20 protein-coding genes are annotated in these 25,767 nt (G+C 65.2%); 7 read left to right on the top strand and 13 right to left on the bottom strand.

Annotated features, from left to right (window positions below):
* Positions 1–144 precede the first annotated feature (144 nt).
* The gene (locus ACT54B_RS18575; RefSeq protein ID WP_476047065.1) at positions 145–1,311 is read right to left on the bottom strand and encodes a serine hydrolase domain-containing protein; all 1,167 of its coding nucleotides are present in this window, start codon (positions 1,309–1,311) and stop codon (positions 145–147) included.
* Between the two features lie 91 nt (positions 1,312–1,402).
* Positions 1,403–2,452, bottom strand: coding sequence for an ornithine cyclodeaminase (locus ACT54B_RS18580; RefSeq protein ID WP_476047066.1), 1,050 nt, complete (start codon positions 2,450–2,452; stop codon positions 1,403–1,405).
* A 124-nt stretch (positions 2,453–2,576) separates the two neighbouring features.
* On the opposite strand from ACT54B_RS18580, the gene ACT54B_RS18585 reads away from it, so the two are divergent.
* Positions 2,577–3,035 carry an Lrp/AsnC family transcriptional regulator gene (locus ACT54B_RS18585; protein WP_476047067.1) on the top strand — a complete coding sequence of 153 codons (459 nt, stop codon included), beginning with the start codon at positions 2,577–2,579 and terminating at the stop codon, positions 3,033–3,035.
* An 18-nt stretch (positions 3,036–3,053) separates the two neighbouring features.
* Here ACT54B_RS18585 and ACT54B_RS18590 read toward each other — a convergent pair whose 3' ends face one another.
* Both ACT54B_RS18590 and ACT54B_RS18595 read right to left on the bottom strand, forming a co-directional pair.
* Positions 3,054–4,181, bottom strand: coding sequence for a CaiB/BaiF CoA transferase family protein (locus ACT54B_RS18590; RefSeq protein ID WP_476047068.1), 1,128 nt, complete (start codon positions 4,179–4,181; stop codon positions 3,054–3,056).
* A gap of 161 nt (positions 4,182–4,342) precedes the next feature.
* Positions 4,343–5,530, bottom strand: a complete 1,188-nt coding sequence (locus ACT54B_RS18595; protein ID WP_476047070.1) for an acyl-CoA dehydrogenase — start codon at positions 5,528–5,530, stop codon at positions 4,343–4,345.
* Positions 5,531–5,626: 96 nt separating this feature from the next.
* On the opposite strand from ACT54B_RS18595, the gene ACT54B_RS18600 reads away from it, so the two are divergent.
* The 3 genes from ACT54B_RS18600 to ACT54B_RS18610 all read left to right on the top strand — a co-directional run bounded on the left by ACT54B_RS18600 (position 5,627) and on the right by ACT54B_RS18610 (position 10,792).
* Positions 5,627–6,577, top strand: a complete 951-nt coding sequence (locus ACT54B_RS18600) for a LysR family transcriptional regulator (RefSeq protein ID WP_476047072.1) — start codon at positions 5,627–5,629, stop codon at positions 6,575–6,577.
* A 168-nt stretch (positions 6,578–6,745) separates the two neighbouring features.
* Complete coding sequence (locus ACT54B_RS18605; protein ID WP_476047074.1) at positions 6,746–8,734, top strand: putative bifunctional diguanylate cyclase/phosphodiesterase; 1,989 nt, start codon at positions 6,746–6,748, stop codon at positions 8,732–8,734.
* A 102-nt stretch (positions 8,735–8,836) separates the two neighbouring features.
* On the top strand, positions 8,837–10,792 hold the full coding sequence (locus ACT54B_RS18610; protein ID WP_476047076.1) for a hybrid sensor histidine kinase/response regulator: 1,956 nt from the start codon (positions 8,837–8,839) through the stop codon (positions 10,790–10,792).
* Positions 10,793–10,852: 60 nt separating this feature from the next.
* Here ACT54B_RS18610 and ACT54B_RS18615 read toward each other — a convergent pair whose 3' ends face one another.
* The 3 genes from ACT54B_RS18615 to ACT54B_RS18625 all read right to left on the bottom strand — a co-directional run bounded on the left by ACT54B_RS18615 (position 10,853) and on the right by ACT54B_RS18625 (position 13,196).
* A complete protein-coding gene (locus tag ACT54B_RS18615; RefSeq protein ID WP_476047077.1) occupies positions 10,853–11,791 on the bottom strand; it encodes a dihydrodipicolinate synthase family protein in 939 nt (312 codons plus the stop codon).
* Between the two features lie 145 nt (positions 11,792–11,936).
* Entirely contained in the window at positions 11,937–12,647 is a 711-nt protein-coding gene (locus ACT54B_RS18620; protein ID WP_476047079.1) for a GntR family transcriptional regulator, read from the bottom strand.
* Between the two features lie 60 nt (positions 12,648–12,707).
* Positions 12,708–13,196: an Lrp/AsnC family transcriptional regulator gene (locus ACT54B_RS18625; protein WP_476047081.1), complete on the bottom strand. Its 489-nt coding sequence runs from the start codon at positions 13,194–13,196 to the stop codon at positions 12,708–12,710.
* Positions 13,197–13,332: 136 nt separating this feature from the next.
* On the opposite strand from ACT54B_RS18625, the gene putA reads away from it, so the two are divergent.
* Together putA and ACT54B_RS18635 are read left to right on the top strand one after the other, a co-directional pair.
* A complete protein-coding gene (gene putA, locus ACT54B_RS18630) occupies positions 13,333–17,013 on the top strand; it encodes a trifunctional transcriptional regulator/proline dehydrogenase/L-glutamate gamma-semialdehyde dehydrogenase (protein WP_476047408.1) in 3,681 nt (1,226 codons plus the stop codon).
* Between the two features lie 63 nt (positions 17,014–17,076).
* Complete coding sequence (locus ACT54B_RS18635) at positions 17,077–17,274, top strand: hypothetical protein (protein WP_476047082.1); 198 nt, start codon at positions 17,077–17,079, stop codon at positions 17,272–17,274.
* Between the two features lie 6 nt (positions 17,275–17,280).
* Here ACT54B_RS18635 and speB read toward each other — a convergent pair whose 3' ends face one another.
* The 3 genes from speB to ACT54B_RS18650 form a co-directional block, all read right to left on the bottom strand.
* A complete protein-coding gene (gene speB, locus ACT54B_RS18640) occupies positions 17,281–18,318 on the bottom strand; it encodes an agmatinase (protein ID WP_476047084.1) in 1,038 nt (345 codons plus the stop codon).
* 113 nt (positions 18,319–18,431) lie between these two features.
* Positions 18,432–18,803, bottom strand: a complete 372-nt coding sequence (locus ACT54B_RS18645; RefSeq protein ID WP_476047085.1) for a hypothetical protein — start codon at positions 18,801–18,803, stop codon at positions 18,432–18,434.
* 79 nt (positions 18,804–18,882) lie between these two features.
* The gene (locus ACT54B_RS18650) at positions 18,883–19,791 is read right to left on the bottom strand and encodes a DMT family transporter (RefSeq protein WP_476047087.1); all 909 of its coding nucleotides are present in this window, start codon (positions 19,789–19,791) and stop codon (positions 18,883–18,885) included.
* A gap of 180 nt (positions 19,792–19,971) precedes the next feature.
* Here ACT54B_RS18650 and ACT54B_RS18655 point away from each other — a divergent pair, with 180 nt between their 5' ends.
* Positions 19,972–20,850: a DMT family transporter gene (locus ACT54B_RS18655; protein WP_476047089.1), complete on the top strand. Its 879-nt coding sequence runs from the start codon at positions 19,972–19,974 to the stop codon at positions 20,848–20,850.
* 3 nt (positions 20,851–20,853) lie between these two features.
* Here the strand turns inward: ACT54B_RS18655 and ACT54B_RS18660 are convergent, their stop codons facing one another.
* The 3 genes from ACT54B_RS18660 to ACT54B_RS18670 form a co-directional block, all read right to left on the bottom strand.
* A complete protein-coding gene (locus tag ACT54B_RS18660) occupies positions 20,854–22,131 on the bottom strand; it encodes an HlyD family type I secretion periplasmic adaptor subunit (RefSeq protein ID WP_476047091.1) in 1,278 nt (425 codons plus the stop codon).
* Between the two features lie 91 nt (positions 22,132–22,222).
* On the bottom strand, positions 22,223–23,917 hold the full coding sequence (locus ACT54B_RS18665) for a type I secretion system permease/ATPase (protein WP_476047092.1): 1,695 nt from the start codon (positions 23,915–23,917) through the stop codon (positions 22,223–22,225).
* A 153-nt stretch (positions 23,918–24,070) separates the two neighbouring features.
* Positions 24,071–25,741 carry a calcium-binding protein gene (locus tag ACT54B_RS18670; protein WP_476047093.1) on the bottom strand — a complete coding sequence of 557 codons (1,671 nt, stop codon included), beginning with the start codon at positions 25,739–25,741 and terminating at the stop codon, positions 24,071–24,073.
* Between the last annotated feature and the right edge of the window lie 26 nt (positions 25,742–25,767).

A 25,767-nucleotide genomic window follows, 5' to 3' on the forward strand; every position in this document is an offset into this window, starting at 1 on the left:
TCCGGCCTGCAAAAATCGCTGCATCGAAGCGGGCAACTCGCCTAAGACGGGCCTACGGGGATGCGCGGACCGGTAACAGAACGCCCTGCCGGACCTTTTGAGGTCGGGCAGGGCTTTTTGCTGCCCGCGACGACGGGCGCGATGTCAGCCGAGGCTATCGCGGACCGCCCGAACCGCTGCCAGCGCCCGGCGTGTAGCCTGCGGGTCCACGAAATCGGGCCAGCTCGACAGTTTGACCGCTGCGAAATCCGCTTCCATGTCGATATAGACCAGTTGTCCGAAGACACCGCGGCACAGAAGGATGGCGCGCCCCGCCTCTTCCAGCCAGAACTGGTTGCGATAGGCGCCCCTGGGCAGCACGGCGCGGGGCTCCGCGCCGAAACGGGCCGCATCGCCCTTGAGGCAATCCGCGACAAAGGCTTCCGGCACCACCTGTCTGCCGCCGATCCGGCCGCGCCCGGCCATCATGCAGGCAAAGCGGCCGAGATCGGAAAGGGTGGCGTTGAGCCCGCCATCGCTGCCGGCGAGGCCCGAGGGATCGACGGTGAAGCGGGCATCCCGGGCCGCGCCCATCGGCTGCCAGACGAGACGGGAGACGAGGCTTGCGAGCCGCTCGCCGCTTGCCCGTTCCATGCAGAGGGCCAGCACGTCGGTCTCGATGGACCGGTAGCGGAAGGCCTCCCCATGCGGCAATTCCAGATGCCGGAGGCCGAGGATGAGGTCGGTGACGGTGCGCGGCCAGTGCGCCGCGCCATAGGGCTTCCACCCGGCAGCGGCATCGAGATGGGCGCAGTCGGAATCCGGCGCCGTATAGGTTTCGTCGAACCGGACACCGCTCGTCATGTCCAGCACGTGGCGCAGCAGCGCGCCGCGATAGGCGGTCTGTTCCAGCTCCGGCACATAGGCCGCAACCGGTGTCTGCGGATCGAGCAGGCCCTCGCCGATCATCACGCCCGCAGCGGCTGCCGTGACGGATTTCGAGACGGATTGCAGGAGATGCAGCGTCTGCGGGGCCATGCGATTGCGGTATTCCTCGGTTCGCACCGTGCCCGACCGGATGACCATGAAGCCATCCGTGTGGCTGCTCTCCAGCCAGGAACCGATGGTGTGGCGCTCCTCGTCGAGGGTGAAGGAAAGCGCGGAAAAATCGGTCAGCTCTGCCGGAAGCGGGGCCGGCGCGCCGGTGCTGCCCTCGACCGCAACGGTCGGGACGAGATCGGCCACATGCCGGAAGGCCCAGCGGTTGAAGGGGCCGCGATCCCAGTTTTCGGCAGTCAGGCCTTCCGGCCGTGGATCCTGGTCGCGTTCCATCCTGTCCTCCCCGACGGTTGCGGGACAGAAGATAGGACAGGGATGCCGCCCCCGCGCAAGGGGCGACATGGGGTTTACCTGTGGGATCGTCTCAGGGCTGGGCGCGCAGGAGCATGCCGAAGAGATCGCGCGGATCGTCGGGATCGGCAAGCAGGTCGAGTTCCTGATAGAGGGTCGTGCCCTTCAGCCGGTGGCGCACATAGCGAAGCGCCGAGAAATCCTCGATGGCGAAACCGACGCTGTCGAAAAGCGTGATCTGCCCTTCGTCGCGGCGGCCCGTATCGAGCCCGGTGATCACGCGCCAGAGTTCGGTCACGGGATAATCGGGGTCCATCTGCTGGATCTCGCCCTCGACGCGCGTCTGCGGCGGATATTCCACGAAGGTATCGGAGCGCAGCAGGATATCCCGATGCAGCTCCGTCTTGCCCGGGCAATCGCCGCCGATGGCGTTGATGTGGATGCCGGAGCCGATCATGTTGTCGGTGAGAATGGTGGCGAGCTGCTTGTCGGCGGTGCAGGTGGTGACGATCTGGGCGCCCTCGATGGCCTCCTCCGCCGTCCGGCATCCCTTCACGCGCAGGCCCGAGCCCTGAAGGTTGCGAACCGCCTTTTCCGTCGCCCGGGGATCGATGTCGTAGAGGCGGACCTCCTCGATGCCGACCACGACCTTCATGGCGAGCGCCTGGAATTCCGACTGCGCGCCGCTGCCGATCATGGCCATGACCTTCGAACCCTTCGGCGCCAGATGGCGGGCCGCCATGGCGGAGGTCGCGGCCGTGCGCAACGCGGTCAGCAGCGTCATTTCGCTGAGCAGCACCGGATAGCCCGTCGCCACTTCGGCGAGCAGGCCGAAGGCCGTAACCGTCTGCAGACCCTGCGACATGTTCTTCGGATGGCCGTTCACATACTTGAAGCCGTAGGTCTCGTGATCGGAGGTCGGCATGAGTTCGATCACGCCCTCGGCGGAATGGGAGGCGACACGGGGCGTCTTGTCGAAGCTTTCCCAGCGGCGAAAATCGTCTTCGATGGCATCGGTGAGCTCGGCGAGCATCGTCTCGATCCCCACATGATGCACCAGGCGCATCATGTTCTCGACGCTCACGAAGGGCACCAGCGCTTTTTTCGAGGGTTCGGTCGGCAAGGCTTTATCCTCAGGTCTGTTGGCAGGACCCGCAGGGTAGCAGGCGAAGCCGACTGGCGGAAATCCCAAATGAGTGCTATTTCCGACGGGCAATTGATCGAATTGTCAGGGAGAATTGTGAAAAATGTCAGCCGGCACCCGGGATACCCTGATCGCCAAATATATTCCCGACGATCTCGACCGCCGGATCATCTCGCATCTGCGCGCCGATGGGCGCGCCTCGCTGGCGAAGCTTTCCGAGGCGCTTGGCGTGGCGCGGGGAACCGTGCAGAACCGGCTGGACCGGCTGATGGAAACGGGCACGCTGCTGGGCTTCACGGTGCGCGTGCGCGACGATTACGAGGGCGCCACCATTCGCGCGGTGATGATGATCGAGGTGACCGGCAAGTCGACCACACAGGTCATCCGGCGGCTGCGGGGCATGCCGGAAATCCACTCCCTGCACACCACCAACGGCAATTGGGACCTGATCGCCGACATCCGGGCCGCCAGCCTCTCGGACTTCGACCGGGTGCTCCGCGAGGTGCGCATGATCGATGGCGTTGCCAACAGCGAAACCAGCCTGATGCTGTCGAGCGTATGAGGCGCGGGCGCCGCCCTTCTATTCGCCGGCCTTCGCCTCGTGCTGCCCGAGGCGGGGCGAGGGAGCGTCAAGCTTCAGCTCCGCATCCGAAAAGGTGATTGGCGTGCGCAAGCCGGGAATGCCGCTAGGGGCGATCTTCATGCCGCGATGGATGAATTGCGGATCGGCAAAGACCTCTGCCACCGTGTTGATCGGGCCGGCGGGCACACCCACCTTTTCGAGCGCGTCCAGAAGCCCGGCCTTGGTGAAGGCGGTGGTCTTTTCCGTGAGAATGGCGGTCAGCTGATCCCGGTTGGCGACGCGCTCGCGATTGGTGCGGTAGCGCTCGTCGGCCGGCAGATGGCCGACGCCGAGCACTTCGGACAGACGGACGAACTGCTGGTCGTTGCCGCAGGCCACGATGATATGACCATCGCTGACCGGAAAGACCTGATAGGGCGCGATGTTGGGATGGGCATTGCCAAGCCGGCGCGGGCTGTTGCCGGAGGCGAGATAGTTCATCGCCTGGTTGGCCAGCACGCCTGACATGCAGTCGAACAGCGCCATGTCGATATGCTGGCCCCGGCCGGTGCGGGCGCGCTGGATCAGCGCCGCCTGAATTCCGATCACCGAATAGACACCGGTAAAGATATCGGCAAAGGCAACGCCCACCTTCTGCGGCTCGCCCTGGGGGTCGCCGGTCAGTTCCATGATGCCCGCCATGCCCTGGATAATGAAATCATAGCCGGCGCGGCTGGCATAGGGTCCGGTCTGGCCGAAGCCGGTGATGGAGCAGTAGATCAGGCCGGGATGGGACTTCAACAGGCTTTCGTAGTCGAGGCCGAATTTCTTCAGGCCGCCCACCTTGAAATTCTCGATCACCACATCCGCCTCGGCAATCAGCGCCTTGACCTTTTCGAGGTCCGCAGGATTGCCGAAATTGGCGATGAGCCCCTGCTTGCCGCGATTGCAGGCATGGTAGTAGGCGGCCGACCGCTCCCCCTCGTTCTCGATCCATGGCGGTCCCCACTGGCGCGTATCGTCGCCCTCGGGGCTCTCCACCTTGATCACCTCCGCGCCGAGATCGGCCAGCGTCTGGCCGGCAAAGGGACCGGCAAGGATGCGGGCAAGTTCGACGACCTTGATGCCTTCGAGCGGAGCGGTCATGGGGATGTCCTTTGGCTTGATGGGGGGCGTCCCCCTCCCCCTTGCGGGGAGGGGTCAGGGGTGGGGGTCCCGAAAAGGGGCTCGAGCCGGGAAGAATCTCCCCTTGGCCAAACCCCACCCCTAGCCCCTCCCCACAAGGGGGAGGGGGACTTTGATTACTTTCAGAAGAAGGCCTGCAGGCCGGTCTGGGCACGGCCCAGGATCAGCGCGTGGACGTCATGCGTGCCCTCGTAGGTGTTCACCGTCTCGAGGTTCTGCGCATGGCGCATGACGTGATATTCGGCCTGGATGCCGTTGCCGCCGTGCATGTCGCGGGACTGGCGGGCGATATCCAGCGCCTTGCCGCAATTGTTGCGCTTGACGATGGAGATCATTTCCGGCGCGAAATCATGCTCGTCCATGAGGCGGCCGACGCGCAGCGAGCCCTGGAGGCCGAGCGAGATTTCCGTCTGCATGTCGGCCAGCTTCTTCTGGAAGAGCTGGGTCTGCGCCAGCGGACGGCCGAACTGCTTGCGGTCGAGGCCGTACTGGCGGGCGCGGTGCCAGCAATCCTCGGCAGCGCCCATGACGCCCCAGGAAATGCCGTAGCGGGCGCGGTTGAGGCAGCCGAACGGACCGGCAAGACCGGAAACGCCGGGCATCAGCGCCTCTTCGCCGACTTCCACGCCGTCGAGGACGATTTCGCCGGTGATGGAGGCGCGCAGCGACAGCTTGCCCTTGATCTGCGGAGCAGAGAGACCCTTCATGCCCTTTTCCAGGATGAAGCCGCGGATCTTGTTGTCATGGGCTTCGGATTTTGCCCAGACCACGAAGACATCGGCGATGGGGGCGTTGGAAATCCAGGTCTTGGCGCCATGCAGCTTGTAGCCATTGGCAGTCTTGACGGCGCGGGTCTTCATCGAGCCCGGATCGGAACCGGCATCCGGCTCGGTCAGGCCGAAGCAGCCGATCAGTTCGCCCGAGACGAGACCCGGCAGATACTTGTCCTTCTGCTCTTCCGAGCCGTAGGTATAGATCGGGAAGATCACCAGCGAGGACTGCACGCTCATCATCGAGCGATAGCCGCTGTCGATGCGTTCGATCTCGCGGGCCACGAGGCCGTAGGACACGTAATTGGCGCCGGCGGCACCGTATTTTTCCGGCAGGGTCACGCCGAGCAGACCGGCTTCGCCCATCTTGCGGAACAGCGAGGGGTCGGTCTTTTCCTCAAGATAGGCGTCGGAAACGCGGGGCAGAAGCTCGGCCTCTGCAAACGCGGCCGCCGCATCGCGGATCATGCGCTCTTCTTCGGAAAGCTGCTTCTCAAAGCGGAAGGGATCGTCCCAGGTGAAAGCCGTCATATCGCTCATGATTATCCTCCAGATCGTGGCGGCGAGAATGCCGGGGAAGGGGATATATGACAAGGCATATTTACTCCGCCCGCTTTGAGCTTTACTCATAGCGGCATGAAGGAAATCCAGCGCCGCCTCATTCCCTCCACCGCCGCCCTCACCGCCTTCGAGGCGGTGGCCCGGCTCGGCAGTTTTTCGGCCGCCGCCGGCGCGCTGTCGCTGACGCCGGGCGCCGTCAGCCGGCATGTGGACGGGCTGGAGGGCCAGCTCGGCGTGTCGCTCGTCACCCGCACCAATCGCGGCGTGGAACTGACCGAAAAGGGAAGGCGCTATGCCCAGGGCGTTGCCGAGATCATCGACCGGCTCCGCCTGCTTTCGCTCGATGCCATGTCGGACATCCATCCGGGCCAGCTCGATCTTGCCATCCTGCCCACGTTCGGCACGCGCTGGCTGCTGCCGCGCATTCCCGATTTCGTCGCCACCAATCCCGATGTCACGCTGAATTTCGTTACCCGCATCGGCCGGGTGGATTTCGAGCGCGACCGGCTGGATGCGGCAATCCATGTGGGGCGGGCCTTTTCGCCCGACCTGAGCTTCGAGCATCTGATGCCGGAAGTGGCGGCCCCCGTTTCCAGCCCCGCCTTCAAGGCGGCGCATGCGCTCTCGCGGCCGCAGGACCTTCTGGACATGCCGCTGCTGGAAATGGTGTCGCGCCCGGACGGCTGGCGGAACTGGTTTGCGGCCGCCGGCATATCCGCTCCCTATCGGGAAGGCATGCGCTTCGAGCAGTTCATTCACGTGGCGCAGGCCTGCATGAACGGGCTCGGCGTCGCCCTCATGCCGCTGATCCTCATCAAGGCGGAGCTCGAAAGCGGGCAACTGGTCGAACTGGACGTGCCGCGCCTTTCCACCGGCAACGGCTATTTCCTCGTCTACCCTCCGCACAAGGCGAACCAGGCCGCCGTGCGCCGCTTTTCGCACTGGCTGAAAGGCCAGGCGGCGCGCTTCGTCGAGGAGGAGGAAAAGCCCGGGCATCCCCTGTCGACCGCACGCCGCCCGTATTAAATTTTAATATATATTAGTTTACCTTGATCACGGTTTTCGCGTCCGAGTGCCCCGCACGGGTCCGTGCGGAAGGGGGGATTTAAGCATCCGCGTCCTAACGTGCTGCAACACACGCCGGAAAGTTCCGCATGCATGCCATGCGCTCCGCAGGGGAATACAGGGGGGCCGATGCTGAAACTGATCGAATTCCTGAAGGTCCCGAATGACAATCCGGCGCTGACGCTGGCCCAATTCGAGGCCTTTTCGAAGCAGGTTCCGCTTCTCTACTTCATCCTCCTCACCAATATGGCCTCGCTGGCCTGGACCCATGGAAAGACGGCGCCCCCATGGCTGGTGATCTATATCCCGACCGTGCTCGGCCTTTTCTTTCTGGTGCGCAGCCTCGGCTGGATCATGCGGCGCCACATTCCGGTGACGCCGGACGAGGCGTTGAAGAAACTGCGCTCCACCAATCTGCTGACCGCCCCCATCGCGATCTTCTGCGTGCTGTGGTCCTGTTCCCTGCTGCCCTATGGCGACGCCTACCAGAATGCCCATGTGGCCTTCTTCATGGGCATTACGGTGATCGGGGTGATCTTCTGCCTGATGCATCTGCGCTCTGCCGCGCTGATCGTCACCCTGCTCGTCAATGTCCCGTTCTTCCTGCTGATGGTCTCCACCGGACAGCCCACCTTCATCGCCACCGGCATCAATGTGGTGCTGGTGACCTTTGCGATGATCGCCGTACTTCTCACCCACTACCGGGATTTCAAGCACCTGCACGAATCCCGACAGGCGCTGATGGAGAAGCAGGCGGAGCTGACGCGCAAGCATCGCGAAATGGAAACGCTCTCCAACGAGAACCTGCGGCTGGCCAACATGGACAGCCTCACGCTTCTCGCCAACCGGCGCAACTTCTTCGACGTGCTCAACCAGTCCTATGATCGGGTGCAGGGCACCGGGCGGCGGCTGACGGTCGGCATTCTCGACCTCGATGGCTTCAAGCCGGTCAACGACATGTACGGCCATTCGGCCGGGGACCGGGTGCTGGTGGAAATCGGCCGGCGGCTCACCCGGCTTTCCAGCGGGGAAACCAGTGTCTACCGACTGGGCGGCGACGAGTTCGCCCTGATCCTGACCGGCGACCAGGACGATGCGGCGCTTGCCCGGTTCGGCGAGCGCGTCTGCGAGGGCGCGGCCGAACTAATCCCTATCGGCGCCTGTGCGGTCCAGGTGACCGCATCCGTCGGCTTTGCCGTCCATCCCGACATCGGGCTCAGCGCGCAGGATCTCTACGAGCGGGCGGACTATGCGCTCTACACCGCCAAGCGCAACCATCGCGGCGGCGTGGTCATCTTCAATGCGGCCCAGGCGGCCACGCTCTCGCGCCATCGCGAGATCGAGGAGGTGCTGATGGCGGCGGACCTCGAAAGGGAAATGTCGCTCGTCTACCAGCCCATTGTCGACGTGCAGAACGTCCGCTGCATCGGGTTCGAGGCTCTGGCGCGCTGGACCAATCCGGTGCTCGGCCGGGTGTCGCCCGCCGAATTCATCCCCGTGGCCGAACATATGGGTCGCATCGCCCTCATCACCCGCCATCTGCTCGGGTCAGCCTTGCGCGAGGCCCGGACCTGGCCGCAGGACGTGTTCCTCTCCTTCAATCTCTCGCCCCACGATATTGCCACCCCCGAAAACGTGATGCGCATCATGAAGGTGGTGGAGGAAAGCGGCTTCGATCCCCGCCGGATCAATTTCGAGATCACCGAAACGGCGATCATCCGCGACTTCGTGCAGGCCGCGAACGCGGTCGAATTCCTGCGCAATCTCGGTTGCGGCATTTCGCTGGACGATTTCGGCACCGGCTATTCGAGCCTCAACCACGTGCACAAGCTGCCGCTCTCCAAGATCAAGATCGACGGCAGTTTCATCACCGAGATCGACAGCCGGCCGGCCAGCTACAAGATCGTCAAGTCCGTGCTCGCCCTCTGCGAGGACATGGGGCTGGAAGCGATCGTGGAGGGGGTGGAGACGGAGGCGGAACTGGCCGTGCTGAAGGAACTGGGGGTCAATGTGGTGCAGGGGTTCCATTTCTCCCGTCCGCTCGATGCCTTGCAGGCCAAGGAGATCCTCGACAGCGCCGACGGGCTGGCCACGGCCCCCGGCTCGGCGATTGCATGAGGCGCACTTCGCAACCTCTGACAGAGACGATCCTTTTTTAACGCGGGCAGGAACCGGACCGCCCCCTGAAACGTTTTGCTATATGGTTTCAGGGGATCACGCATGCAGGGCAGTTCCGACGCAATCGACAATCGGCTCGCGATGGTGGAGGGACGGTATCGTCTGCTGATCGATGCGATCACCGATTACGCCATCTACATGCTCGATCCGGAAGGCCATGTCACGAGCTGGAACACCGGTGCGGAACGCTTCAAGGGCTACCGCGCCGAAGAGATTCTCGGCTCGCATTTTTCCCGTTTCTACACGCTGGAGGACAGGGCCGTCGGCCTGCCGGTCCGCGCTCTGCAGATCGCGGAGCGCGAGGGCCGCTTCGAGACCGAAGGCTGGCGTCTGCGCAAGGATGGCACCCGTTTCTGGGCCAATGCGGTGATCGACCCTATTCGCATGCCGGACGGCCGGCTGGTGGGCTTTGCCAAGATTACCCGCGATCTCACCGACAAGCGCCGCATCGAGGCGGAACTGCGCATGAGCGAAAGCCAGTTCCAGGTGCTGGTGAACGGCGTGACGGATTATGCCATCTACATGCTCGGTCTCGGTGGCGAAATCACCAGCTGGAACCACGGCGCCGAGCGCATCAAGGGCTATCGGCGCGAGGAGGTGCTGGGCACCAATTTTGCCCGTTTTTATACGCCTGAGGATGTGGGCACCGGCGCGCCGCGCAAGGCACTGGCCACCGCCTGCCAGACCGGCCGTTTCGAGACCGAAGGCTGGCGGGTGCGCAAGGACGGAACCCGCTTCTGGGCGAGCGTGGTGATCGACGCGCTGCACGACGAAACCGGCGCGGTGATCGGCTTTGCCAAGGTCACCCGCGATATTACCGAAAAACACGAGGCCCGCCGCGCGCTGGACAAGGCCCGGGAAGAGCTGTTCCAGGCCCAGAAAATGGAGGCCGTCGGGCGGCTTACCGGCGGCATCGCCCATGATTTCAACAATCTGCTGATGGCCATCACCGGCAGTCTCGAACTGCTGAAACGGCATTTGCCGGACGATCCGAAAGCCCATCGGCTGATCGGCAACGCGCTGGAAGGCGCCCAGCGCGGCGCGGCGCTGACCCGCCAGATGCTCGCCTTCTCGCGCAAGCAAGAGCTGCATCTCGAACCGGTGGATCTCGCGGCTCTGGTGTTCGATATGGCGGATCTGCTCGCCCGCACCATCGGCCCGTCCGTGGCGATCGAGACCCATATTCCCGACCAGCTGCCCATGGTCCATTCGGATCCGAACCAGCTGGCCAGCGCCCTGCTGAACCTCGCCGTCAATGCCCGGGATGCCATGCCCGCCGGTGGCAAGCTACGCCTTTCGGCCCGTCGGGTGACGGCGGCCGACCCCCGGCCCGCCACGCTGAAGCGCGAGCACGGCGATCACATCTGTCTTTCCGTACGGGACAACGGATCGGGCATGGACCCGGATACGCTGGCCAAGGCCGTGACCCCCTTTTTCACCACGAAGGAAATCGGCCGGGGCACCGGGCTCGGCCTTTCCATGGTGCAGGGGTTCCTCGAACAGTCTGGCGGCGGGCTGGTCCTGCATTCCGAACCGGGCGCCGGCACGCAGGCCGATCTGTGGCTGCCGGTCGATCCGGAAGCGGCCAGGGTGCCGGATCGCGAGCCGCCCCCACCCCCGCCGCTGGAGGAGGGCGAACCGAGCCTCCGGGTTCTCGCCGTCGATGACGATCCACTGGTGCTCATGAGCACCGCCATGATGCTGGAGGCGCTCGGCCATACGGTGTTGCAGACCAATTCTCCGGACCGGGCCCGCCAGATTCTGGCTTCGTCCGAGCCGCTGGACCTGCTGGTCAGCGACCAGTCCATGCCCCGGTTGACCGGGCTGGAACTGATCGAGGCCGGCCGCCGCAGCCGGCCCGACCTGCCGGCGATCATCGCCACCGGCTATTCCGAGACACCCGGCCATGGCCACACGGATGTCATCTGGCTGTCGAAACCCTTCGGCGAGGACGACCTCGCCCGCGCCATCCGGCAGGCGGTGCTGGTGCCGGCCTGAAACGGCAAGGGGCGCATGCGTCACCGCATCCGCCCCCTTCCTTTGGATGTCAACGATCGATCAGGCCTGCTTCGACCAGTTGTCGTACCAGTTGCGGAACAGCGTGTACTGGGCTTCCACGAAGCCGCGCTGGCTGTCGGAGAGTGCATCCGTCTCGTTGAAATGCAGCGTGTATTCCGGGTTGCCGGTCAGCACCATCAGATACTTGTAATAGAGCACCAGATCCGGGCCTTCGTCGAAGGAGGAGAGCACGCCGAGCGCCTGCTCGAGTTCGAGCGCCTTCACGCGCGCCTTCGCATCGCCCTTGGCGGCAGCCTCGCAGAGCGAGACGAGATGCAGCACTTCCTTCGGCAGGACATTGCCGATGCCGGTGATCGCGCCCGCCGCACCGCAGTTCACATAGCCGTGGAAGACGGCGGTATCGACGCCGACCATCAGCGTGATGTCGTCATTGCCGCTGGTGATGAATTCGGCCGCATAGCGCATGTCGGCCGGGCCGCCGAATTCCTTGAAGCCGACGAGGTTCTTGTGCTCGCGGCGCAGTTCGAAGAACAGGTCGGCGCGGGTGGCGAAACCGTAATAGGGGCTGTTGTAGATGACCGCCGGCAGATCCGGGGCGGCGGAGAGGATGGCCTTGAAATGGGCCTTCTGGGCAACCAGCGACGGACCGCGGGACAGCACGCGCGGGATGACCATGAGGCCATGCGCGCCGACCTTCTGGGCGTGTGCGGCATGCGCCACGGCCTTGGCCGTGTTCACGGCGCCGGTGCCGACGATGACCTTGATGCCGGCCTTCACCAGACGCTCCACGCCTTCCATGCGCTCTTCGTCGGTCAGAAGCGGCCAGTCACCCATGGAACCGCAATAGACGACCGAGGCCATGCCGGCCGCGATCAGCTCCTTGCCCTTGGCGACAAGCGCATCGAAATCCGGCGTGCGGTCTGCCTTGCAAGGCGTCATCAGGGCCGGGATGACCCCGGTGAAAATGTTCGAAGCCACGTCAATTCTCCTCTCGGGTCCTCATGCCGGCGACCTCTCGCAAGTCTCGCAAACCGGCTGTGAGACTGTCTTTAGCACGCTGCATATTTCTTGTCGACAAGAAAAATACGAACGCAGGAAGCCGCTCGGAGACGTTTGGAAACGCTCAGAGCGTGATGGAGAGCGGGTCCTTGCGGGCAAAGAGGCGCTGCACCTGCACGACGATCTGTTCGGCATGGACGCGGGCCGCCTGATCCGCCGCATCCGCATCGCGGGCCTCGATCAGCGCGATCAGATGGGCGTGTTCATCGACGAAACGGTGGGGGAACTGCTCGTCATAGGAATTGTAGTAGAGGCGCAGAATGCGCCGCCCCTCGTCCAGCAGCCGGTTGAAGAGGCCGGTGAAATAGGGGTTCCTGCCAGCCTCGGCAATCGCCGCGTGAAAGGCCGCATTGGTGGCGATCATGGCGAGCGCATCCCGGTCTGCCACGGCCGCCGCATAGGCCTCGTGATGGGCGCGGATGACGGCCAGGTCTTCCTTCCGGTGATGCTGGGCGGCAAGCCGCGTCGTCACCCGATACATCAGCACCATGGCATCGAAAAAGGGATTGAGATTGAGGAAATCGATGGTGGAGACCATGGTCGAGCGGTTCGGGAGCGTCTCGATCAGGCCTTCGCCGGAGAGACGCACCAGCGCCTCGCGGATCGGCGTGCGCGACATGCCGAAGCGTTCGGCAAGCTGCACCTCGTCCACAGGGCTTCCGGGCGCCAGCTTCAGGTCGAGGATCTCGTCCCGCAGCAGGTCATAGACCATCTTCACGCCCGAGCCGCGCTTGCGCTCGGGAAGGGAAGGGGAGGCGGCATCTTTGTCGGTCATCGCAATCCTCGCTGTGCCCTCTGGACATACCGGAACCGCGGGCGAAATCAATCCGCCCCGCTAGCCGAGCCGTCCGCCGGGATTGTTCCAGTTGCCGATGACCGTTTCCATGGCGACATTGGTGGAGGTGCTGGCAACGAAGGGCAGCGCCGAAATCCGCTCGCCGAGGACATGCCGGTAGCGCTTGATGTCGCGCGTGCGGATCTTCAGGAGATAATCGAACCGGCCCGCGATCATGTGGCATTCCTCCACCTCGGCGATCTTCTTCACCGCCGTGTTGAAGGCCTTCAGCGCCTCCTCGCTGGTATTGGTCAGCTTCACCTCCGCAAAGGCGATGTGGTCGAGCCCAAGCTTCGACGGATTGAGCACGGCGCGGAAGCCATCCACATAGCCATCGGCGATCAGCCGGCGGAAACGCTGCTGGCAGGGCGTCTTCGACAGGCCCACCCGCTGCGCGAGATCGGTGATGGAAATGCGCCCGTCCTCGGCCAGAATCTCGATGATCTTCCGGTCGAACCCATCCAATTCACCTTCAGGGAGCTTATCCATAGTCACTTTGCCTTTGTTGGGCTCAATTTTTGGTCAAAACGAGCAGTGAAATCCGTAAAACAAGTCTGAATGCGTTTCAAGCTCATGCTATGGTGTCGCCACGCTTCAAGATCCCCGCTCATCGCGTCCCGAACGCCTGTCGAGAGAACCCATGGCCAACACGCCTTTCGCCCGCTTTGCCCCGTCCGTCCGCCCGCAGTCCCCGCTTCGCCGGGCCATCACCGAAGCCTATCGCCGGGCCGAGCCCGATTGCGTGCGCCCGCTGGCGGAAGCCGCGACCATCGAGCCGGTCATGAAGGCCGCCATTGCCCGCACCGCCCGCACGCTGATCGAGGCGCTGCGCGCCAAGCACAAGGGCACGGGCGTGGAAGGTCTGGTGCATGAATATTCGCTCTCCAGCCAGGAAGGCATTGCGCTGATGTGCCTGGCGGAAGCGCTGCTGCGCATTCCCGACACCGACACGCGCGACGCCCTCATCCGCGACAAGATCGCCGAAGGCGACTGGAAGTCCCATATCGGCGGGCAGAAGTCGCTCTTCGTCAATGCGGCCACCTGGGGCCTCGTGGTGACCGGCAAGCTCACCTCCACCGTCAACGACCGCAGCCTTGGCGCGGCGCTGACACGCCTCATTGCCCGCGCCGGCGAACCCGTCATCCGGCGCGGCGTCGACATGGCCATGCGCATGATGGGCGAGCAGTTCGTCACCGGCGAGACCATCGACGAGGCGCTGAAGCGGGCCCGCCCGCTGGAAGCCCGGGGCTTCCGCTATTCCTATGACATGCTGGGCGAGGCCGCGACGACGGCTGCCGATGCGGAGCGCTATTTCCGCGACTACGAGAACGCCATCCATGCAATCGGCAAGGCGGCAGCGGGCCGCGGCGTCTATGACGGCCCAGGCATCTCGATCAAGCTGTCCGCGCTCCATCCCCGCTATGTCCGCGCCAAGGCGGACCGGGTGATGACCGAGCTGCTCGGCAAGGTGAAGAAGCTCGCCCTCATCGCCAAGTCCTACGATATCGGCCTCAACATCGACGCCGAGGAAGCGGACCGCCTCGAACTGTCGCTGGATCTCCTCGAAGAGCTGGCGCTCGATCAGGACCTCGCCGGCTGGAACGGCCTCGGCTTCGTGGTGCAGGCCTATGGCAAGCGCTGCCCCTTCGTGCTCGACTACATCATCGATCTCGCCCGCCGCGCCAAGCGCCGGATGATGGTGCGCCTCGTCAAGGGCGCCTATTGGGATGCGGAAATCAAGCGCGCCCAGCTGGACGGCCTCGAAGGCTTCCCGGTCTATACCCGCAAGGTGCATACGGATGTCGCCTACATCGCCTGCGCCCGCAAGCTGCTGGCCGCTGCGGATGCGGTCTTCCCGCAATTCGCCACCCACAATGCCCAGTCGCTCGCCACCATCTATCATCTGGCCGGCACGGATTTTGCCACCGGCAAATACGAGTTCCAGTGCCTGCACGGCATGGGCGAGCCGCTTTATGACGAAGTGGTCGGCCAGGACAAGCTCGACCGTCCCTGCCGCATCTATGCGCCCGTCGGCACCCATGAGACGCTGCTCGCCTATCTGGTGCGCCGCCTGCTGGAAAACGGCGCGAACTCCTCTTTCGTCAACCGGATTTCCGATCCGAACGTCTCGGTCGACGATCTCGTCGCCGATCCGGTCGATGTCGTGACCGCCATGCCCGAGGTCGGCATGCCGCATGACCAGATCGCGCTGCCGGACAATCTCTTCGGCAAGGAACGCCCGAATTCTGCCGGCATCGACCTTTCCAACGAAATCGCGCTGGAAAAGCTTAGCTCGACCCTGAAATCGACCGCCGAAACCCGCTGGCATGCCGCCCCGCTTCTGGCGGACGGCTCCAACGACGGTGAGACCCGCGATGTGCTCAACCCCGCCGATCACGGCGACGTGGTGGGTCAGGTGACGGAAGTACGCTCCGAGGATGCGGGCCGCATCCTGAAGCTTGCCAAGGACGGCGGCGAGGCCTGGGCGAATACCACGCCTGCCGAGCGCGCCGCCTGCCTCGACCGGGCCGCCGATCTCATGCAGGAACGCCTCGAAGTGCTGATGGGCCTTGCCATGCGCGAGGCCGGCAAGACGGCGGCGAACGCGGTCGGCGAAGTGCGGGAAGCCATCGACTTCCTGCGCTACTACGCCAATCAGGCCCGCCGCTCGCTCGGCACCAACCACAAGCCGCTCGGCCCGGTGGTCTGCATCAGCCCGTGGAACTTCCCGCTGGCGATCTTCACCGGTCAGGTGGCGGCCGCGCTGGTTGCCGGCAACAGCGTGATTGCGAAATCCGCAGACGAGACGCCGATCATCGCCCATGAAAGCGTGAAGCTCCTGCATGAGGCCGGCGTGCCGCGCGGCGCCCTGCAGTTCACTCCCGGCGATGGCCGCCTTGGCGCTGCCCTCGTCGGCGCGCCGGAAACCGCAGGCGTCATGTTCACCGGCTCGACCGAGGTTGCCCGCCTCATCCAGGCGCAGCTCAACGAGCGCACCTCCGCCTCCGGCAAGCCCATCCCGCTGATTGCCGAAACCGGCGGCCAGAATGCCATGATCGTCGACAGCTCGGCGCTCGCCGAACAGGTGGTGGCAGACGTGATCGCGTCCGCCTTCGACAGCGCCGGGCAGCGCTGCTCGGCGCTCCGCGTCATCTGCCTGCAGGAAGACGTGGCCGACCGTACCCTCACCATGCTGAAGGGCGCGCTGAACGAGCTGACGCTCGGCCGCACCGACGAACTCTCCGTCGATATCGGCCCTGTTATCACCGCCGAAGCCAAGCAGGGCATCGAGGCCCATGTGGAGCGCATGCGCGGGCTCGGCTGCAAGGTGGAACAGCTGCCGCTTCCGGAAGCGGCCGCGCGCGGCACCTTCGTCGCGCCGACCATAATCGAGATCGGCACGCTCTCCGACCTGAAGCGCGAGGTCTTCGGCCCCGTGCTGCACGTCATGCGCTTTCGCCGCGAGGACATGGACAGCCTGATCGACGAGATCAACGCCACCGGCTACGGCCTGACCTTCGGCCTGCACACGCGCCTCGACGAAACCATTGCCCATGTCACCGAGCGGGTGAAGGCGGGCAATCTCTACGTCAACCGCAACATCATCGGCGCCGTGGTGGGCGTCCAGCCCTTCGGCGGACGCGGCCTGTCCGGCACCGGCCCGAAGGCGGGCGGCCCGCTCTATATCGGCCGTCTGGTGCAGAAGGCACCGGTGCCGCCGCAGGTCAGCTCCGTCCATTCGGACACGGGCCTGCGCGATTTCGCCACCTGGCTCGGTCAACGCGGCCACAATGCGGATGCGGATGCGGCCCGTGAGCTCGGCGGCCTGTCGTCGCTCGGCATGATCAAGGAACTGCCGGGCCCGGTCGGCGAGCGCAACATCTACGCGCTCCACGCCCGCGGCAGCATCCTGCTGGTGCCACAGACGGCGCGCGGCCTGTTCCGGCAGATTGCGGCCACGCTTGCCACCGGCAATGAGGCCGCCATCGACCGCGCCTCGGGTCTCGAAAACGTGCTCTCCGGCCTGCCGATGAGCGTCGCTGCCCGGATCCGCTGGACCTCCGACTGGAACGCGGACGGCCCCTATGCCGGCGCGCTGATCGAGGGGGACGGCGCCCGCGTCACCGAGGTGAACCGGAAGATCGCCAAGCTCGACGGCCCGCTGGTTCTCGTCCAGGCCGCTACCACCGCCGAGATCGAGGCAGATGCGGAGGCCTATTGCCTGAACTGGCTGCTGGAGGAGGTTTCCACCTCGATCAACACGGCCGCCGCCGGCGGCAATGCGAGCCTTATGACCATCGGCTGACCCGAACGATCCACGGGGCGGCGCGGCAGGCGACGCCCCTTTTTTCCCTGGGAGGGGGAAATCATGTCCCGCACATCGAACAATGGCGGCGATCTCGTCGATCATTACCGCCCGATCGGCATCCGGGCGGTCAATGCCGCCCTGGTCCTGAAGCCGAAGCCAGAGCCCGTGCGGTCGCCGACGAGCGGCGAGCCGCCCGTCTGGGAAGGGCAGCCGCTGCCGGAAGGCTTCCACATGCCGCAAAGCGTGATGGAGGATTGAGGCCGATCAGGCCTCGTCCGGCACCATCAGGCAGAGAATGGTGAAGAGCACCTGCGCGGCGATATGGGCCGTGTTGGTGGTCGAATCATATTGCGGGGCCACTTCCACCACGTCGCCGCCCACGAAGTCGAGGCCTCTCAAGCCGCGCAGCAGTTCCAGCACCTCGCGCGGCGTCAAGCCGCCGACCTCGGGCGTGCCCGTGCCCGGCGCAAAGCCCGGATCGACGCTGTCGATATCGAAGGAGAGATAGGTCGGGCCGTCGCCCACCACCGTGCGCGCCTTCTCGATCAGCGCGGGGATGCCGATGCCCGGCACTTCCTCCGCATGGATCACGGTCATGCCGCTCTCGTAGGAAAATTCCCAGAGATATTCCGCCCCGCCGCGAATGCCGATCTGGATCGTGCGGGCGGGATCGAGCACGCCATCCAGCACCGCGAGGCGGAAGGGGCCGCCATGCTGGAACTTCGCGCCCTCGTAAGGCCCCGCCGTATCGCAATGGGCATCGATATGGATCATGCCGACCGGCTGCTTTTCGCCCACCGCCTTCAGGATCGAGGAGGTGATCGAATGATCGCCGCCGACCGAAAGCGGGCGCACGCCGGCCGCGACCAGCCGCTTGTAGAAGGTCTCGATATCCTGATGGCAAAGCGCCAGATCGTAGCGGCTCTGCATCGGCACATCGCCGATATCGGCGATCTTTGCACGCGAGAACGGGGCGATCTTCAGCACGTGATCATAGGGCCCGACGCGCTCGATGGTGCGCACCGCACGCGGCCCGAAGCGGCTGCCGTTGCGATTGGTGACGCCGAGATCCATCGGCACGCCGAGAAGCGCGATGTCGAGCCCGCCGAAATCGGGAAGATCCTGCGCATCCGGGCGCGGCGGCGCATCGAGAAGGGTCGGAATGCCCGCAAAGGGCCATTTGCGGCGATCCGTGCCCTTGAACTGGGCCTGCGCCACCTGCCGGAAATGCGGATCGAAAATATCGCCGCCGGAAGCATTGGCATACCGGTCGCGCAGTCGCTTGAGCTTGTCCTGATCCATGGGTGCAGTCTCTCCCTCATCCCTTTTGGGGGAAGTGTAGAGAGAGGAAGCCGCGCTGGGAATAGAGGAAATGGAGAGCGTCCCTGCCGGAGGCGAAGGGATGTCCCCCCAGCCTATTTCCACCAGCCCGCCGGATAGGGTTCGTCATCCCGCTCGGCAACGGGAACCCAGTCGTCGATCCCGGTCTTTCCGACCGTCAGCGGACCCTGGCTGGTCATCAGCAGGATCCGGTCCTCGGTTTCGCCCTCCACCGCCCGCACGACGGCGAAACGGCTGCATCCCTCGTCATCACGATATTGCATGACGTAGGAATTGTCGGGCCGGGGGAAGGGAATGATGTTGTCGGAGGGGGGAAGCTTTTCCATTGTCTCGTTCAATTGACGGGCCAAGCCTGCAAAATCATGCATCATACGGTTGAGATCCTGCATGACCTGGCCCTGCAAACCCGCGAGACTTGCGTCTTCCCGATTGATTCCCTGAGCCATCTCATCCCCCAACCCGTAAAAGTTGAGGCTAATTTTAGGGATCAAGAGTTAAGACCATATTAATAGATTTCGGTCTCGTTCAACCGGTCATCCGCCGGCGCTGCTCGGCGATGGCGAGGCGGCGCTCCCACCAGATCAGCGACAGGCTGGAGAGGGCGATCAGCGCCGCGCCCGCCACCACGTTCCAGGTCGGCACCTCCGCCCACAGCAGGTAGCCGTAGAGAAAGGCCCAGACGAGACCGCTATATTCCATCGGCGCCAGGGTGGAGGCATCCGCATGGCGGAAGCTTTCATAGAGCAGATACTGCCCTCCGGCACTGACGAAGCCGAGGCCGATCATCAGTACCCAACCGCTGGCGTCCGGCCATCGCCAGACGAAAGGCAGGCTCGCCCCGCAGACCAGCAGAAAGGCGAGGCTGGTGGCGAGCATCTGGTTGAGGGTGCTTTCCGAACTGCCGTAAAGACGCAGCATGATGGTGCTGAGCGCCCAGCAGAAGCCGGCGGCGAGCACCATCAGCGCCGGCAGGAGGCTCGGCGCTTTCACCGGATCCGCAGCCAGGACCACGCCGACGAAGCCCGCCAGGCTGGCGAACCACCGCATCGGCCCCACCTTTTCGCGCAGGATGACGATGGAGAGCGCCACCACGATGATCGGCGCGGAAAAATACATGGTCGTCATTTCCGCCAGTCCGAGATGACGTGCCGCCGAGTAATAGCAAAGCCAGGCCAGCAGCATCAGCATGGCCCGCAGGAACAGCGATCCCCGTCGGGGGCTCCGCAGGATCGACGGATGCCCGTAGCGGTGCACCAGCCCGACGCTGAGCGCGACGATGACGAGGCTGCGCATGAACAGGATCTGCGGCACGGAATAGGAAGCGACCATCCATTTCACGGCCGCATCCTGAATGGCAAAAAAACTGTAGCCGCCGCAGGCCAGGGCAATGCCTGTCAGCGGCGCGGTCTGTTCGCCTGAGGGTCTGAACGCCATGAAGCCCTCATCGAAACCGGAGGATGGATCAGCGAAGACTAACAAAGCCCGCTTCGGTTGACAATGGCGGTCTCCGGCGTCATGTCATCCCCCTGAAATAAAAGGATGCTTCGGCTTTCCGGCCCTCTGATGTCCACCCGCCATGCCGCGCCGGCACCGGCCAACCACGAAACGCGAAGCATGACGAACAACACCAAGGGCTATCTGTTCACGCTGGCGGCCATTCTCATTTTCGCGACGCAGGACGGGTTCACGAAATATCTCGGCACCCATTATCCGCCGATTCTGGTGACGATGCTTCGCTTCTGGGCTTTTGCGCTTTTCGTCACGGTGATGGCAGCCTCATCGCCCGGCGGCATCCTCAGCGCCATCCGCACAAGGCACCCCTTTCTGCAGGTCACCCGCGGCGTGCTGCTGGTCTCGGAAATCGCGGTTGCGGTGCTTGCCTTCGCGACGGCGGGGCTGGCGATGACGCAGGCGATCTTTCAGGCGACGCCGCTGCTCGTCACGCTGCTTTCCGTCCCCATGCTGGGCGAGAAGGTGGGCTGGCGGCGCGGCACTGCGGTGGCTGTCGGCCTGCTCGGCGTCCTCGTGATCCTGAACCCGACCGGCCTGCATTTCGACCTGACGCTGCTGCTGCCGCTGATCGCGGCGCTGATGTTCGCGCTGTACAGCATCCTGACCCGGGCCGTCAGCCGCAGCGATTCCGCCACGACAAGCGTCTTTTATGCGGGCGTTGCCGGGGCCGTGGCGATTTCCACCGTGGGACCGTTCTTCTGGGTCCCGATCCGCATGGAAGACTGGCCGGCGGTCGGCATCCTTTGCGTCTGCGGCACGCTCAGCCACTATTGCCTCATCCGCGCCTATGGCTATCTGGAAGCGGTGAAGGTGCAGCCGATCACCTATCTGCAGCTGGTGCTGAGTGTGGCGGTCGCGGTGATCTTCTTCAACGAGGTGCTGACCGTCAACATGGTGGCGGGATCGCTGATCGTGGTCGGCGCCGGGCTCTACACGGTCTGGCGCGAATACCAGCTCGACCGGCGTGGCCGGAACGCCTGAGGCTCAGCTTTCGCTGAGCGCCCCGCGCATCATGTCGCGCACCGGTTCCAGCATGTAGTCGGCAAGGCTGCGCGGCGCGGTGATGACGACGGCTTCGACCGGAACGCCGGGCTTCAGGCTGGCCGCGATCCTCTCCGGCAGGGCGCCGGCATCGACCTCGATCGTCGCTTCGTAGAAGCTCACCCCCGCCGCCCGGTCCGTCTCCGCATCGGCCGACAGGCGCGAGAGCCGCCCCTTCACGACCGGCAGGTTGCGGCCGGACACGCCGGGGAAGCGGAGTTCGGCGGCAAGACCGACCGTAAGATCGTCGATCGCGGTCACGGGAATGCGGGTCTGCACCACCAGCCGGTCGGCGGAGGGAACGATATCGAGCAGGGGCTCGGCCGGCGACACCACGCCGCCGCGAGTGAAGACCTTCAGATCCTGCACCGTTCCATCGGCAGGGGCGCGCAGCTCCGCCCGGTCGAGACTGTCCCGGGCGACCCGGATCTTTTCCTCGATTTCGGCAATGGCCGGAACCGCATCGGCCAGGCCATCCGCCGCCGCCTGCCGGTAGGAGACCCGCGCCTGCTCGGCCTGCAGGGCAAGCTCGGCGCGGGCGGCGTGATTGGCGGCGATGTCGGCACGGGCATTGCCGAGAACCCCTTCGAGCCGGCCGATCTCCCGGTCGAGCTCCTCGAGCTTCGCCCGGGGAAGGATGGCCTTGGCGGCCAGGGCGGCCATGCCCTGCCGTTCCTTCAGGCGGCTGTCCCGCTGGTTTTTCGCGGCCAGCGCCTGCGCTTCCAGTCCCGCGCGCCGTTCCGAAAGCTGGCGCGCGCGGGCCTCGAGAACCGCGATCTGCCCGTCGAGAGCCCGGCGGCGCGCCTGGAAGAGTTGCGTTTCCGAGGCCGTGAACGAGGCCATTGAGGGTCCCGAGACGCCCTCCATGCGTGGCCGCAGGGCCGCCTCCGCCTCAAGCCGCGCCTTGCGGGCGGTTTCCCGCGCCAGATTGGCCTGAAGCACGGCGAGCGTCGCCTTGACCCGCGTCGTATCCAGCCGGATGAGTGGCTGGCCCGACCGCACCCGGTCGCCTTCGCGCACCAGAATATCGGCGACGATGCCGCCTTCGAGATGCTGCACGGTGCGCCGGTTTCCATCGGGCTTGATCACCCCGCCGGCCAGTACGGCCCCCGGCATGTCGACCAGAAAGGCCATGGAGGCAAGTCCGGCCAGACCCGAGCCGATCAGGAAAGCGCCGGCCAGCGCATAGGGGCGGATGGAAAGAGCGGAAGGGCTGGTCATGGGCGGTCTCCGGAACGGGCACGGGCGGAACTGCCCGCGCAAAAACCATGCCCTCTTCGGCCCATCCCGTCTGTTTCCCGGGGAACAGGCATCAGGCGGCCCGCACGGGACGGGGCGCGATCTTCTCCAGAACCTCGGCGCGCGGGCCGACCATCTGCTGCGTTCCATCGGCCAGCACGAGAAGACGATCCGCCATGGAGACGAGCGGTTGCCGGTGGCTTGAGACGATCACCGCCGCCCCGCCTTCGCGGGCGGCCTGAAGCGCGGCGTGAAGGGCGGCCTCGCCATTCAGGTCCAGATTGGCATTGGGTTCGTCGAGCACCAGAAGCGACGGCTTTCCATAGAGCGCCCGGGCGAGACCTATGCGCTGGCGCTGGCCACCGGAGAGCGCGGATCCGCCCGGCCCGATTTCGGTATCATATGCCTGCGGCAGGCGCAGGATGAGCTCGTGAACCCCGGCCAGACGGGCGGCCTCCACCACGGCGGCCGGATCGACGAGCCCGAAGCGGGCGATGTTTTCGGCCACCGTACCGGCCAGCAACTGGACGTCCTGCGGCAGATAGCCGATGGCCGCGCCGCGCTTTTCCGGCGCATAGCGATCGAGCGTCGCGCCGTCGAGACGAATGGTCCCGGCCGAAATGTCCCAGGCATTCACAAGGGCCCGCAGCAGGGTGGACTTGCCCGCGCCGGACGCGCCGACCACGGTCATCATCTCGCCGGGATTAAGGGTGAAGCGGATGGAATGGAGCGTCGGACGCTCGGCGCCGGGCGCGCGGACCGCAAGGTTTTCGACCTGGAGCGAGCCCTTCGGCACGGGCAGGTCCATGGGTTCGGCAACGCGGCCCGCCTCGGCGAACAGTCCGTCCAGCCGCGTCATGGCCTGACGGGCGGCAATCACGGCCTTCCAGTGCTGCACCGCCTGGTCCACCGGCTGAAGGGCGCGGCCGATCAGCAGGTTGGAGGCGAAGATGGCGCCGATGCCGATCTCCTGATGGATGGCAAGCCAGGCGCCGAGCCCGAGAACGCCGCTCTGGAAAATCACCCGGTAGGTGCGCGACAGCACCGTCGTCAGGCTTGCCCGGTCGCTGGCCCTTCCAAGGGCATGAAGCATGGCGCCCCGCCGTTCGGCCCAGCGGTCGGCCAGACGCCCGGCCATGCCATGGGCGCGCACCAGCTCCTGCCCGCCGAGCGCGGCCGATGCCACGGCGGCTGCTTCGACCGCCGGCCGGCTGGCCGCCGCCATCAACGCCCGGGTCAGGATTTCGGTGAGGACCGCAAGCAGGAAAAGGCCGCCAATGCCGGCCAGCGCGGCCCAGCCGAGCGCGGGATGCAGCAGCCAGGCGAGCACCACGAACAAGGGCGTCCAGGGCGCATCGCACAGCACTGCGGGTGCAGCCCCCGTCAGGAATTCACGCAGCTGGTCGAGATCGCGGAAGGCCTGCTGGCCTGCCGCTTCCGGCCGCTGTTTCCGGGCGCCGAAGAGCGCATGCGCCAGATCCGCCGAAAGGGCCCGATCGAAGATCGCACCGCTGCGGATCAGGATGCGGCCGCGCAGGAATTCGAGCGCGCCGTAGAGCAGAAAGGCCACGAGCGCCATGCCCGACAGCGCGATCAGCGTGCCCGAATGCCGGCTGGCGAGCACCCGGTCATAGACGGAGATCATGTAGAGCGGCCCCGTGAACATCAGCAGGTTGATGGCGAGCGACAGCCCGCCGGCCAGAAGGAAGGCCGGACGGCAGGCGCGCAAGGCTGCCCGGATCTGGGAACTGCGATGGGGAATGGTCATGAGAAGGCTCCCGTGCGTTGCGGGCCACAGGCGCGGCCCCGATGGCATGACCATGCGCCAGACCCGCTGCGGGCGCTGTTCCCTGCGGCACAGCACGACAAAAAGCCTGCCCGGCGAAACCGGGCAGGCTCTGCGGCCGTGCTCAGAAGGTCCTCAGAAGAGGAAATCCGCATTGGTCAGGGTAATGTGGCCGTTGAGCGCGATGGTCAGATCGGCCACGCCGTCGGCATCCGTGTGGGCCTGCACGAAGGTGGTGTTGGTGGAGGCGTCGAACGTCACCTTCACCTGCCCGGTCGGATTGGCATCGAAGATCGGCACCAGCCGGAAGGCATCGTTGACCCCGGCCGTGGCGGCATTGGCATCGATCTGCGTGAGATCGATCTTGTCGCTGCCATGGGTGAAGTCGGTGATCACGTCCTGCTGGGCGCTGCTGCCCACCTGGCTGTCGGTGACGGAGAGATAGCGGAAGATATCCGCCCCGGAGCCCCCGGTCATCTGGTCCTTGCCGCTGCCGCCGATCAGGATATCGGCACCGATGCCGCCGTTCAGCGTATCGTTGTCGGCCTGCCCGAAGAGCGTATCGTCGCCGCTGCCGCCGAGAACCGTATCGCGGCCCTGACCGGCCCGGATCGTATCGTTGCCGGTGCCGCCATCGATCACGTCATTGACCGTGCGGGCGAGGAAGACCGTGCCCGTATCCGTGATCACGTCGTTGCCAGCGCCGCCGAAGAGGGTGTCATTGCCCAGGCCGCCATCGATGACGTCGTTTCCGGCGCCGCCTTCGATCTGGTCGTTTCCGGACCCGCCATTGAGGGTATCGGCGGCAAGGCCCGCAAGACCCGTATCGACGATCAGATCGTCGCCTTCGCCGCCATTGACGGTATCGTTGCCTTCGCCGCCGTCGAGATTGTCATTGCCCAGTCCGCCGCGCAGCTGGTCGTCGCCGGCTAGGCCGCGGAGCCGGTCATTGCCCGCACCGCCATCGATCGTATTGGCGACGGAACTGCCCGTCAGCACATCGTTGCCGCCCTGGCCGGTGACGTGTTCGATGCCGGAATAGCGATCTCCCTGCGCATCGCCGCCAGCACCCGTGCCGGTGGACAGATTGACCGTGAGCGCGGTGGTGGTCGCGGCGAAGACGAGCGTATCGCTGCCGAAGCCGCCGTTGATCGTGTCCGCCCCCGCGCCGCCATCCAGCGTGTCGTCTCCGAAATCCCCGGAGAGCTGGTCGACGCCCGTGCCACCCGACAGGATGTCATTGCCGTCGCCGCCGTTCAGCTGGTCGTCGCCGATATTGCCGATCAGCGTATCGGCGCCCGCGCCGCCGAACAGCCGGTCATTGCCGCCCTGGCCATCGAGCCGGTCGTTGCCGGCATCGCCAAACAGGCGGTCGTTGCCATTGCCGGCGAAGATCTGGTCGTTGCCGGCTCCACCGTTGAGAATATTGTCGAGACCATTGCCGGTGATGGTGTCGTTGAAGGCCGTGCCGACGACATTCTCGATCCCCGCATAGCGATCGCCGAAGGAGGCGCTGGCGGCGGTGCCGCCGCCGAAGCCGGTGGCGAGATTGACGACCACGCCGCCATTGGCCGCCTGACTGTAATCCACCGTATCGATGCCCGCACCGCCTTCGAACGTGTCGGAGCTGGCCGCACTTTCCACTGCCTGACCGCGATCGATCATCCGGTCGTCGCCGTCGCCGGCGAGGATGGAGTCCGCACCCCCGGAAATGTTGATGACGTCATTGCCGCCGAAAGCGCGCAGAAGGTCGTCACCGCTGGTGTCGTTGAGCGTATTCGCACTGTTGTTGCCGTCGATAGCCATTGTCCTGTCTCCTGCCTTTTGGTGTG

The sequence above is a fragment of the Gellertiella sp. DMC107 genome (genome assembly GCF_056313605.1).